The 11,986-nt window shown below is 39.5% G+C and carries 14 protein-coding genes and 2 tRNA genes; 12 read left to right on the forward strand and 4 right to left on the reverse strand.

Going from position 1 to position 11,986, the window contains the following annotated elements; all coding sequences use genetic code 11:
- Positions 1–121: 121 nt before the first annotated feature.
- From AC1DDX_RS19800 to AC1DDX_RS19810, 3 genes are all read left to right on the forward strand, one after another.
- Positions 122–1,408, forward strand: coding sequence for an NfeD family protein (locus AC1DDX_RS19800; RefSeq protein ID WP_337716842.1), 1,287 nt, complete (start codon positions 122–124; stop codon positions 1,406–1,408).
- A 28-nt stretch (positions 1,409–1,436) separates the two neighbouring features.
- Positions 1,437–2,252: a slipin family protein gene (locus tag AC1DDX_RS19805; RefSeq protein ID WP_288879227.1), complete on the forward strand. Its 816-nt coding sequence runs from the start codon at positions 1,437–1,439 to the stop codon at positions 2,250–2,252.
- Positions 2,253–2,450: 198 nt separating this feature from the next.
- A complete protein-coding gene (locus AC1DDX_RS19810; protein WP_172660192.1) occupies positions 2,451–2,819 on the forward strand; it encodes a winged helix-turn-helix transcriptional regulator in 369 nt (122 codons plus the stop codon).
- A gap of 8 nt (positions 2,820–2,827) precedes the next feature.
- Here AC1DDX_RS19810 and AC1DDX_RS19815 read toward each other — a convergent pair whose 3' ends face one another.
- Complete coding sequence (locus AC1DDX_RS19815; RefSeq protein ID WP_172660193.1) at positions 2,828–3,175, reverse strand: DUF1622 domain-containing protein; 348 nt, start codon at positions 3,173–3,175, stop codon at positions 2,828–2,830.
- 162 nt (positions 3,176–3,337) lie between these two features.
- Here AC1DDX_RS19815 and AC1DDX_RS19820 point away from each other — a divergent pair, with 162 nt between their 5' ends.
- From AC1DDX_RS19820 to AC1DDX_RS19845, 6 genes are all read left to right on the forward strand, one after another.
- Positions 3,338–4,246: an aldo/keto reductase gene (locus AC1DDX_RS19820; RefSeq protein ID WP_477622456.1), complete on the forward strand. Its 909-nt coding sequence runs from the start codon at positions 3,338–3,340 to the stop codon at positions 4,244–4,246.
- A 484-nt stretch (positions 4,247–4,730) separates the two neighbouring features.
- Positions 4,731–4,804, forward strand: a tRNA-Pro gene (locus tag AC1DDX_RS19825).
- 54 nt (positions 4,805–4,858) lie between these two features.
- Positions 4,859–4,932, forward strand: a tRNA-Pro gene (locus tag AC1DDX_RS19830).
- Positions 4,933–5,276: 344 nt separating this feature from the next.
- A complete protein-coding gene (locus AC1DDX_RS19835; RefSeq protein WP_337716844.1) occupies positions 5,277–6,008 on the forward strand; it encodes a hypothetical protein in 732 nt (243 codons plus the stop codon).
- Between the two features lie 6 nt (positions 6,009–6,014).
- A complete protein-coding gene (locus AC1DDX_RS19840; RefSeq protein ID WP_477622457.1) occupies positions 6,015–7,070 on the forward strand; it encodes an RtcB family protein in 1,056 nt (351 codons plus the stop codon).
- On the forward strand, positions 7,031–7,438 hold the full coding sequence (locus tag AC1DDX_RS19845; RefSeq protein WP_477622458.1) for an RtcB family protein: 408 nt from the start codon (positions 7,031–7,033) through the stop codon (positions 7,436–7,438). The genes AC1DDX_RS19840 and AC1DDX_RS19845 overlap by 40 nt, the downstream gene beginning before the upstream one ends.
- Before the next feature lie 136 nt (positions 7,439–7,574).
- Here AC1DDX_RS19845 and AC1DDX_RS19850 read toward each other — a convergent pair whose 3' ends face one another.
- A complete protein-coding gene (locus tag AC1DDX_RS19850; protein WP_172660197.1) occupies positions 7,575–8,435 on the reverse strand; it encodes a helix-turn-helix domain-containing protein in 861 nt (286 codons plus the stop codon).
- Positions 8,436–8,628: 193 nt separating this feature from the next.
- Between AC1DDX_RS19850 and AC1DDX_RS19855 the strand changes: the two genes are divergently transcribed.
- The 3 genes from AC1DDX_RS19855 to AC1DDX_RS19865 all read left to right on the forward strand — a co-directional run bounded on the left by AC1DDX_RS19855 (position 8,629) and on the right by AC1DDX_RS19865 (position 10,986).
- Positions 8,629–8,910, forward strand: a complete 282-nt coding sequence (locus AC1DDX_RS19855) for a pirin-like C-terminal cupin domain-containing protein (RefSeq protein WP_337716847.1) — start codon at positions 8,629–8,631, stop codon at positions 8,908–8,910.
- Positions 8,911–9,024: 114 nt separating this feature from the next.
- The gene (locus tag AC1DDX_RS19860; protein ID WP_172660198.1) at positions 9,025–9,486 is read left to right on the forward strand and encodes a YybH family protein; all 462 of its coding nucleotides are present in this window, start codon (positions 9,025–9,027) and stop codon (positions 9,484–9,486) included.
- A 126-nt stretch (positions 9,487–9,612) separates the two neighbouring features.
- Positions 9,613–10,986, forward strand: a complete 1,374-nt coding sequence (locus AC1DDX_RS19865) for a sensor histidine kinase (RefSeq protein ID WP_337716849.1) — start codon at positions 9,613–9,615, stop codon at positions 10,984–10,986.
- Here AC1DDX_RS19865 and AC1DDX_RS19870 read toward each other — a convergent pair.
- Together AC1DDX_RS19870 and AC1DDX_RS19875 are read right to left on the reverse strand one after the other, a co-directional pair.
- Entirely contained in the window at positions 10,983–11,666 is a 684-nt protein-coding gene (locus tag AC1DDX_RS19870; RefSeq protein WP_337716851.1) for an ATP-dependent Clp protease proteolytic subunit, read from the reverse strand. The two genes, AC1DDX_RS19865 and AC1DDX_RS19870, sit on opposite strands and share 4 nt — an antisense overlap.
- Before the next feature lie 92 nt (positions 11,667–11,758).
- Positions 11,759–11,986, reverse strand: a 228-nt coding sequence (locus AC1DDX_RS19875) for a hypothetical protein (RefSeq protein ID WP_477622459.1), incomplete at its 5' end; no start/stop codon positions are given.

Here is an 11,986-nt window from a genome sequence, read left to right on the forward strand (position 1 = left end):
GGGTAGTAATATATCAATAGGCTGGTCATATTAAAGTTACCTTTAATATTGCTTAAAAAAGAATAATAAGTGGTTGATTTTCAGTATATTTATATATTACACGAGTAATGAATTCAACCGTATGAAAAATAAGATATTCTTCTTGGTTTTTCTAGCTTGTTTCCCGTTGATGTTAAGTGCACAAAGGGTTGTGATGATAAAGATTGATGGTGCAATTAATCCGGTTTCAGCGTCCTTTGTACATAACGGAATTGAAAAGGCAACGAAGGAAAAGGCAGTATGTCTGGTTATTCACCTCAATACACCGGGAGGCTTACTACAATCTACCCGTACTATTGTTAGCGATATTTTAACCTCACCAGTTCCGGTAGTGGTTTACGTTTCACCATCCGGCTCACATGCAGGTTCTGCCGGAGTTTTCATTACCCTTGCAGCTCATGTTGCCGCGATGGCACCCGGAACCAATATTGGTGCTGCGCACCCTGTGAACCTGGTAGGTAAGACAGATTCAGTAATGAATGTAAAAGCCACCAATGATGCCGTAGCATTTATCAGAAGTATAGCTGAAAAACGAAAACGCAATCTTGAATGGTCCGAGGATGCAGTCAGAAATAGTTTGTCGATTACTGAAAATGAGGCACTCAATAAGAAGGTAATCGACTATATCGCTGCAAATGAAAATGAATTACTTAATCAAATAGATGGACGAAATGTAGAACTAGGCTCCGGAAATGTTACTTTACATACCAAAGGAGCTAAAATTCAATATGTAGAGATGAGTGCTTCCGAGAAGTTACTTGACTTTATCAGTAACCCCGATGTTGCTTATGTTTTACTCATGCTGGGCATGGCAGGGATATACTTTGAATTGTTTAACCCCGGAGCAGTGTTGCCAGGAGTGGTTGGGGTAATTAGTTTGATTCTTGCCTTTTATGCTATGAATACTTTACCTGTTAATTACGCCGGATTAATGTTGATCGTCTTTTCTCTGGTTCTTTTTCTGCTCGAAATTAAGGTGGTTAGCCATGGGGTGCTGGCAATTGGAGGTGTGGTTTCGTTGTTTCTGGGTTCGGTAATGCTGTTCAAGTCAAGTTCTTCATTAGATATGATTAAAATATCTACGGGAGTGGTTATTTCAGTTACTGTTTTAAGTGCCACTTTCTTTCTCTGTGTAATAGTTTTAGGCTTGCGGGCACAGCGACTCAAAACGGTAACAGGGATTAATATCTTACTGGGCCAGACCGGAGAAGCGCTGAGTCTGCTTAACCCACAGGGTCAGCTACAGGTAAATGGAGAAGTGTGGACTGCGGAATCAACTAAAGGAAAAATTAATAAGGGTGAGCTTGTAAAAGTAATAAAGGTTAAAGGGCTTACTTTATTTGTTGAGCCACTAGGGCGTACTGTATAATTCTATTTTTAACTAAAAGGAGGTGTTTATGTATTACAATGTTTTTATTATAGTGCTCATTTTTTTTGCTGTCATCGTACTTTCCAGCGCGATTCGTATACTTCGTGAATATGAACGGGGAGTTGTTTTTCGCTTGGGCAGGGTGCTAGACAAAGGTGCAAAAGGACCTGGATTGATTCTTTTGATTCCTTTTATAGATAAAATGGTAAGAATATCACTGCGTATTATTGTTATGGACGTGCCTCCTCAGGATGTGATTACAAGAGATAACGTATCTATAAAGGTTAATGCTGTGATTTATTTTAGGGTAATAGACCCTCAAAAAGCTGTGGTGGAGGTTGAGAATTTTTTAACTGCTACCTCTCAGTTTTCGCAAACAACATTACGTAGCGTGCTGGGGCAATCGGAGCTTGACGACCTGCTTTCGCAACGCGATAAAATAAACCTGCACCTGCAACAGATCATTGATYTGAAAACGGAACCATGGGGCATAAAGGTAACGGCGGTTGAGGTAAAGCAGATAGACCTTCCTCAGGAAATGCAAAGAGCAATGGCTAAACAGGCCGAGGCAGAACGTGAAAGGCGTTCAAAAGTGATTTCTGCCGAGGGAGAGTACCAGGCCTCGCAACGTTTATCGGATGCTGCAAAGATCTTAAGCGAACAGCCAAGCGCACTTACCCTGCGCTATCTGCAAACACTTCGTGAAATTGCAACAGAAAATAATTCAACAACGATTTTCCCGGTACCAATTGATCTGTTGAAACCTTTTATGCAACCATCCGTAGAACTGCATCCAAAGGAAGATAAGCCAGTTAAGGATGCAGGTGGTGATGACCCTACTTAATGATATCTCTAATGTAATGGTAACTAGAGAGCTTGCTGTAACGACATTTTAATCTAAAAATCCAGCGAAATATCTTCCTGATTTGCATACTTTATTGATTAGTATATGAAATTCTATTTCAAAATTAGGAGGCAATAGTTTATTTTTGTTATGGGTTAACTAAAGGTAACCGGTTACCTTTAGTTAACCCATTTAAGTATGGCAACAATAAATATCAACGGAAATATAAAGGAGGCAACCTGCGAACAGGAACTATCAGCAATTCGTGATAGCCTCGAAATACTTGGTGGAAAATGGAAACTAAGGATCATGCGATACCTCAACAATAGAAAGGATGGCCAGAATACTTTCAAAAAAATCCAGCGTGAAATAGAAGGCATTTCGGCCAAAATGTTATCAAAAGAGCTGCATGATCTTGAGATTAATCTGCTTGTTTCCCGGACCGTGCTGGATACCCGACCCATTACCGTAAAATATGCGATCACTGAATACGGTAGCAGTGTGCTGCCGGTAACAGAGAGTTTAGTGATATGGGGGCTTAATCACCGAGAAAAGATAAAAGCATAGAAAGGAAGCTAATCCTTTAAGGGATCGTTTTTGGCGATATTCTCAATTTCTTTATTTAGGAAAAAAGACAGGCCCGTTCTGATAAGTACAGTACCGGCTAATATTCCTAAATCTTCAAATGAAGGATTAAGTATGGTATCAATGATGTCGGAGGCGATTAAGAATTCCAGACCAAGCAATAGATAATACCCCACCTCGATTTTTATCTGAACAGTTTTTTCTAACGAAAAGGATCGGTTGAATCTACCAAATTCATTATTGATAAATTTAAATAAGCCTATTACAGCACCATAACAGATAATTGCGATACTGACGTAGCTAATGATATTAGATATAGTTTGGAGTAGCTGCGACATGGTTATTGCTGAATAGGGTTTGAATTAAATATACGATTTAGGATGCAATTATAAAATTCACCAATATTGCACAAAGACAATTATTTAAAAAATGTAAGTATTTTTTTACTAAAATTTATATAGATTGAAGTAATGCTTAGATTTGAATTATAGAAAGAGAATATGCAAAAGATTTATATGGGAGATGCAGGGCCTAAAGTGTCACCTGCAGTATACGGTTTTTACAGATGGGATGATGTTAAGGATGCTGATGCTACTTTAAAAAAGATTTTTTATTTGTGCATGGAGCTGGGTATTAACACCTTTGAACATGGCGACAGTTACGGTTCCGAGAAATGCGAACAATTATTTGGAGAGTTGCTAAAAGAAGGCGCTTTTAAAAGAGAAGAGGTTGTTTTATTTAGTAAATGCGGACTAAGGCTTCCAAATGCACAGCGCCCTGATATCAGAGTTAAACATTATAATACCTCAGCAACTCATATTATTGCCAGTGTAGAGCAATCATTAAAGAATTTGAGAACTGATTATATCGATATCTTTTTATTAGATAAACTAGATCCAATCTCTAATCTTGAAGAAACAGCATTAACCCTTGAGCGACTGAAAGAATCAGGTAAGATCRAAAACATTGGTGTAGCAAATTTCTCCGTTTTTCAGCACCAGTTATTGGCTTCTTATTTGACTAAGCCAATTGTAACCAATCATATTGAGCTGAATCTTCTGAATATGCAGGCATTGGATAACGGACAGATTGATTATATCAAACAACGTTACATGCGCCCGCTGGCTTACGCTCCTCTTGCAGAAGGCAGAATTGCTGCAGGAACAGATAAACAAGCCGTTAAGGTGCGCGAAAAGTTAGAGGAATTAAGTGCAAAATATAATGTACATATTGAATCATTGGCCGTAGCGTGGTTAGTTAAATTGGGCGCTTTACCACTTATTGGTACCACAAACGAACAAAGAATAAGAAACGCAGTAAATGCCTTTACTATAGAACTAGATCATCAGGACTGGTATGAATTGTATAACGTTTCGGTTGAAAACAGCAATCTAAAAAACACTTTGTAGCTCTAAGAAGAAACCTACATTTTTTTTAAAAAATTAGTAGGTAATCCAATTTACAGTCGTATATTTGCGGTGAGAGCGTTAATTTAAGCGGGAGTGGCCAATCTGGTTTATTCCCGCTTTCTTTTTTTTAGCATTTTTTTCTAAGCAAAAAGACCACCCACAATTCCCTCTGATTCTATTCAAATACTCACTGCTAAGGGGAGAATACTGATGCTGAAACCCAAATATGCCTATGCTACTTAAAAAACTTTAAATTTTTATGTTTTTTAAGTGGTTGATATAGAGTTAAAACCCGATTAATGTATCGTAAAAGGATGTTTTTTAGCTCTAATTAGTGTTTAAATATTTGCACGCAAATGAATTATTTCTATCTTTGCAGCCTTAGCTGATGAAGCTAGAAATAAAAAAAGTAAAGTTAGCTTTTATAAAAATAAAGTTGTTACTTTGCAATCCCTTCGAAAAAGGGAAAAAGAAGATACCAGTTCGGGGTGTAGCGTAGCCCGGTATCGCGCCTGCTTTGGGAGCAGGAGGTCGTAGGTTCGAATCCTGCCACCCCGACACAACTACTTAGATGAGTAGTTTAATATTGACCAGTAAAAACAGATACCAGTTCGGGGTGTAGCGTAGCCCGGTATCGCGCCTGCTTTGGGAGCAGGAGGTCGTAGGTTCGAATCCTGCCACCCCGACACAATTATTAGATCCTGTAAGCTATTAGCTTACAGGATTTTTTTATTCTCTATGGATTAAAATAATTTTATATCTTTGCATCCAATTCCTGATTTGTTAACCTTTAAAATATCAAGGAATCATGACAGAGCATATCTACATATCGCCCCTTTCGCTCATTGCCTAATAAGGCAGTCAAACCGCCGTTTTATTAAACAATTAACAATTGCATAAGTAATTTCTGCAATGTTTGTCTCCACCAATTCATTGGGTTTTTCTGAGCACTTTTAAATGGGTATATCCTTACACAAGGACGAACTGAGATTAGAAATCCAATTCAATAAAAAATTAAAATGAAAGTGTGATGAACACACAGGAATGGTCGTACCGTATTAAATCGGTACGTCAGAAAAGACGACTCGTTAAAACAGATCGTGATAAGCAGCTGATACAGTTTGACAAACGACGCGCAGAACTTTGGCAACAAAAGAGGCTTTTGCCACTGGTACCATTAGAACATCCCTACCAACGTGGCTGGAAACGTTTTTTTGTACTTCGAGAAGATTTAAAACATAGTCCAAGGACAGCGTTTTATGAAACACTGCTTGCGAAGATAAACACCGTTGAATACCATTACGATAAGACGTTCAAACGGAAGAAGCGACCTAAAAAGCGCTATGGGTACGAAGTGAAGCAACAATTATTGCGTGAGTTTTCCATTTATAGCTGGGATGCTAAAAAGGTGAATTTAACCGACGACGAAAAGGCTTGCTTTACATGCGTTGAAACCTTTGATGTTAAAACCAGACGCGTAGGTATAAAATACGTATTTACTCAGCCTTGGCGATATAAGTTAAAAGTTACACCCCATATGATTACGCATATAAAGTTGATGGATCTGGATATTGAAAGAGAGCTATCATATATAGCCGATCATATTGATAATCATAACCTAGAACCACGCATTAACTTGCTAACGCGAGGCAGAGGGTACCGTTGGAGCGGATGGTTTTACGAGCAGAATAAATACATTAACAAAATTAAAAACATACCCAGATACAGCCCAAAAGAAGCTTATCTGGAATTAGAAACATAAACCCACATGGGCAATTTAAGAACAAAAGATTTAAGTAAAATAGGTTATCATAATGATCAGCTGCGAAGCCTGGTTATTGGCATAGCCTCCAAAAATTTCAAACACTATAGTAAACAACAATTGCTGGATCTGTTGGTGAATATTAACAATGATCCGCAAGCATTTTTGGATAATGAATTAACAAGTAAGATAGCTGAGAAGATAATAGGCAAAGTAGAAGGGGCATCGTTTAAAACTTACGAGTTACGCGATGAACCGGTATTCTGTAAGACATACGGAGGTAAGGGTATTGAACAATCAGCCAAAAAGCAAATGGAACTTGCAGGTCTGTTGCCGGTAAGCGTACAAAGTGCTTTAATGCCAGATGCGCACATGGGATTTGGGCTACCAATTGGTGGTGTGTTGGCTACAGATAATGCAGTGATCCCATATGCAGTGGGCATGGATATTGGTTGCCGAATGGCGCTTTCTATTATTGATGAAAGTGATAGTTTTATAAAAAGATTTGAATATCAAATCAAGGAGGCATTAAAAAATCACACTCATTTTGGAATGGAAGGTGGGTTGGATATGAGGCAAGAACATGAGGTTTTAGATAGTTTGGTGTTCAATGAAGTATCTTTTTTGAAACCATTAAGAGGTAAAGCTGTAAGGCAATTAGGGACATCCGGCAATGGTAACCATTTTGTAGAGTTTGGCGAAATTGAATTGTTGGCCGATAATACCTTAGGATTACCCGCTAAGAAGTATACTGCATTATTAACACATTCGGGAAGCCGTGGTTTAGGTGCAGCTATAGCTAAACACTACACAAAAATAGCTATGGATAGCTGTAAACTACCACGGTACGCACAACAACTAGCTTGGCTAGATATTAATAGCGAAGCCGGGCAGGAATATTGGCTTACTATGACATTGGCCGGTGATTATGCTAAAGCTTGTCATGACCGCATTCATGCAAACCTTTTAAAAGCATTAGGGTTAAAGGCGCTCCATGTGGTGGAAAACAGGCGCTCCATGTGGTGGAAAACCATCACAATTTTGCCTGGAAGGATAAATTAATTGATGGTAAAGATGTGATCATACACCGTAAGGGGGCGACCCCAGCGCATAAAGGTGAACTGGGTATCATTCCTGGCAGCATGACAACACCGGCTTATCTGGTGTCTGGCAAAGGAAACTATGATGCATTATACTCTGCATCACATGGCGCTGGCCGTGCTATGAGCAGGCAAAAGGCTAAGGATAGTATGACTGTGTCTGCCATGAAAAAGTTGCTTGCTAATGCCCGTGTTAGCTTGATTGGAGGGACGGTTGAAGAGAACCCTTTAGCTTATAAGGATATTGAAACCGTTATAACTGCACAACATGATTTAGTGGAAATACAAGGTAAATTTTATCCACGTATTGTTAGAATGAATAAAGAGTAGTGATGAAGGAAATTATGATACAGATTACATCAGGTAAGGGCCCGGCACAATGCTGCCGGGTATAATAACATAAAATAATTCAGAAAGCATTCAGGCTCCATCTAATGAGAAACCCATATTTTCCGATAAGTTGAGGTTATTTCCCTTCTTTGGAATCCTTTGGCGAATTCCTGAAGTCGGAGGGCGACAAACCCATATTCTTTTTGAAAAAATTGGAGAAATAGGCCATGTCCTCAAAACCAAGTTCAAAAGTGATGTGTTTTACAGATTTATCAGTATAATATAAAAGCCGTTTGGCTTCTACGATAATCCTTTCCTGGATAAGTTGCGAAGGGGTCTTCTGGTTGAAGATCGCAAAAAGATTAGACAATGTCTTGGGCGATTTGCAAAGCTGTCCGGCATAAAAACTAACGGAATGTTCCGATTTGAAGTTTGCCTCAACCAGCAGATTGAACTTTCGGATAATATGGAACCGTTCGTCCGGCAGTTTCTTTACTGGAACATGCCCCGCTTTAGCCAAATGCGTCACATAGCTGATCAGACGCTTTAATAATACCAGCAGCATTTCATTCTGGATATTGTCGGAAATCTTAAACTCATCAATGAACACATCGCAGAGCAGTTTCAGCTTTAGCTTTGCCTCGTCGCCTAGCTGGATGAACAAATGGTCTGTACTGCTGAATAGGAATCCCACACAGCTTACTTCGCTATCGTGATCAATAATGCAATAGAATTCGCGGTTAAACTGCCAGGCAACGATGCCCTCAGAATTTTCGAAGCTGAAGGATTGGTTGAACAGCAAAGTTACCAATGAATCCTTTGGAAAAACATATTCAGCTCCGTCGATAGTGATGGCTTGGCTTTCTCCTGGATTCCAGGCAATGGTAAAATACTTGTCGAATCGATCTTTGGTATAAAACAACCTGCTGAAACTTGGTTCATCCTTAAAAATCAGCAATTCGCCATTTGTATCTTCCTCTCGTAGTTTGAGCTTCATCTATGATGACGTTTAATCTTTAGCAAGATATCAAATCTGGTTTCAAAATGCAAGATTTCGGGAATGCCAGCTTAAGATTTTAGTTACTATCGTTAACAAAAAATGGCAGGAAATCATTTGATCTGCCTACCACCGGTCACTGCTATTTATAGCCTGAATCCCAATTCCAGTTTCTCATTTTCACCGAGAAAGGATGATGAAGTTGCTGTATTTGTCACTGCTTCGGAATAGATGTAAATGGTATTGTGTTAGGCAACAGCAAAATGTTGCTGATGGAGGAAGGTATCAAGGAATCGTTTTTCAGAACGATAAGATCAATGCAGCAGATATTCTCATTTTCGGAGGCAAGCCGTATAACGAACCAATCGTGGCAGAAGGTCCGTTTGTTATGAACAGTTATGCTGATATAGCAACTGCCTACCGGGACTTTTTTGCCGGAGCCTACGGAAGTATTAATCTATCATCGCTGCGATAAATTGTAAAATGTAAGACAAAGAATGAACAGGCGAAACAATTTCTGCAACTTATCGGTTATAGCTAGGCGCCTTGGAGATTGAGATGGCCGTTTAGGTGAGTTAACAATTACATTATGAAAAACAACGATCAATTTGCTGCACAGGAAGCCCAGGTACTCTGGACAATAAATAAACGTCTTGAGGCGATAAGACAAAAGAACCTGGAATTGACTTTATCATTTTATTCTCACCGGATTGTTTCTTTTGATGTGGTTGATCCGCTTCAGCTTTCAGGTCTGGATGACATCAGAATGCGCCTGAAAAATTGGTTCTCCACTTTTGGTGAAGGCCCGATTGGTTTTGAGATTGCTGAGCCTTTTCTTTTGGTGCGCGAGGATGTAGCTTTCTGCTATAATTTAAACCATGTATTTGCCGCAAAGAAGGATGGGGGAATCCTGGATATGTTCTGGAGGGAAACTACCTGTTATCAGAAAATGAATGGGAAATGGTTAATTGTTCATTCGCACAATTCAGTCCCATTTGACATTCAAACAGGAAAGGCCTCGGTAGGTTTAAAGCCGACGACTGAAGGCTAGGAACTGTCGTGCTGTATTAAATCGGTATGTCGGAAGTTAATAAAAAGACCTTGGCTTTTTAAACAGTGCCAATTATGTGAGTAGATTTTTCTTAGATTTACTGCTTTTAAAATTGGCAAATATTTGATGATCAAATCTATTAAAGGGCTGCATGCCAAATTGATCGGTAACAGTGCTGACACGCCACTCCAGGCCAGAATTTTTCATGAAGTTAGCCTGATCGCTATGATCGGTCTTCCTTTGGCAGTGCTGGTAAATATTGTGATAAAGGTGCCATTAGCCAATATAGCACTCTCAGCTGGCTGGATGGTAACTGCAGCGATGTACATCAATTCCAGATATTTTGGAAGACTGCAGCTTAGCTTTATCATATTTAGTGCAGGTACGAGCTTATTGATGGCATTTAACTATTTCATCAATTCAGGTATACATGGACCTACATTGATACTTTATCTTCTTTCGCTGGTTTTTACTTTGTCTGTAATGCCGACCAGGCAGTATGTATTTTGGATGCTGATTAACGTGGGTATTGTTGGTGGGTTATTGTTGGTTGAGTATTATAACAGAGGATTTGTAAAAGTCACCTATGCAAAGCGAAGTGATCTGTTTTTGGACACAGCTACAACTTATATCTGTGTAGTTGTTTGTATGGGTGCGGTATTTTCTTACCTGATCAACAGTTATCAACGGGAAAAGAATAATGCCCTGGCTGCTTCCCTTGCTTTAAAAGACGCCAATGATTCCAAAACCCGGTTATTATCTATTTTATCGCACGACCTGCGTTCTCCGTTAAATTCAATTGCCAGTTTTCTTGAAATGCTCCATGAATATGAATTATCGCCGGATGAACGCCGATTTCTGGAAAAGAACCTGCTTAATGAAACAAAAAACACGCAAGTGCTGCTGCATAATTTATTGAACTGGACAAAATCGCAGATGGACGGTGGTACCAGCGTAAATATGGTGAGACTGAACCTGTTTGAAATAGTATCAACCTGTTTGGCTGTACAACAAGCAGCAGCAGATATAAAAACGGTCACAATCGGTGTGAATATTGATCCCTCTGCCGAGCTTACGGCGGATCTGGATATGCTTAAACTGGTGATCCGCAACCTGATTAATAATGCGATTAAGTTTACGCTGCCAGGTGGGAATATTCAAATATATAGTTCCAGAGATTCTGGTCGTGTGAGGTTACATATTATGGATAACGGCGTGGGCATTCCGGTGGCAAGGCAGGGAAATCTCTTTGAGCTGAATGCCGCATCTACTTACGGCACAAGCAACGAAAAAGGTGTTGGGCTTGGCCTGAACTTATGCAAGGAGTACACTGAGATGCAGAAAGGTAAGATCAGTTTTCATAGCGTACCGGGTAATGGAACAACCTTCACATTAGAATTCCCTGAAGCGAATGATGAAGGCATTGTGGGTTCACACACTGGTAATTACTTAACTACAGACTCAAGTAAAGAATTGGCTTCCCAAACTCCTCAGATTTAGGAATACCCCAATATTTCGTCAATCATACCGAATTCTTTGGCTTCTGTAGCTGTCATCCAATAATCGCGAGCTGCAACTTCATTTATTTTATCATAGCTCTGACCACTACGCTCAGCAATGATCTGGTACAATTCGTTTTGAATCTTAAGTACCTCTCTGATACTGATGTCCATGTCTGCAGCAGTTCCTTGCGTTCCGCCAGAGGCTTGATGGATCATTACCCTTGAGTGTTTTAGGGCGGAGCGTTTCCCATCTGTACCTGCACAAAGCAATACTGAAGCCATAGAGAGTGCAATACCTGTACAGATTGTGGCAACATCAGGCCTTATATATTGCATGGTGTCATAAATACCAAGCCCGGCGTAGACTGATCCACCTGGAGAATTGATATATAGCTGGATGTCTTTTTCAGCATCGGCAGACTGTAAAAAGAGTAATTGTGCCTGTATCACATTGGCATTTCTATCGTCTATAGGCTCACCAATAAATATAATCCTATCCATCATCAAACGTGAAAATACATCCATCTGCGCTACGTTTAATTGCCGTTCTTCTATGATGTAGGGGGTCATAGCAAATGGACCAACATTGGCTGATGTTTGGGAGATGTGACGATCTACATGTAGACTGTTGATCCGATGGTGTTTTATTGCATAATTGCGAAATTCGTTGTTCTTCATGTCTGTTGTTATTAGTTAAATTTTTAGGCATAGATTGCCCATGCCTCTGGTTTGGAGGGGTATAATTGTTAGTSCTAAATTAAATGCGGAAGTTATTTGCCGAAAAGCTGCATGATCTTTTGCCTGAAAGAATGATGCTCTGGAGCAGTAAACAACTTTTCATGTACCTGATCTATTTCTTTTCTCAGCTGCAGTCTTCCGAATTTATGGACCAGACTATATGTTTTTTGCTGCCAAAAAACACTTTCCTTTAAATTTGGTTGAAGCAGAAGATTAGCTTCAAAAAGGAGTATGTCTTCTGTATCTGTATCAGATAAAAG

The sequence above is a fragment of the Pedobacter sp. 10L46_2 genome (assembly GCF_056395165.1).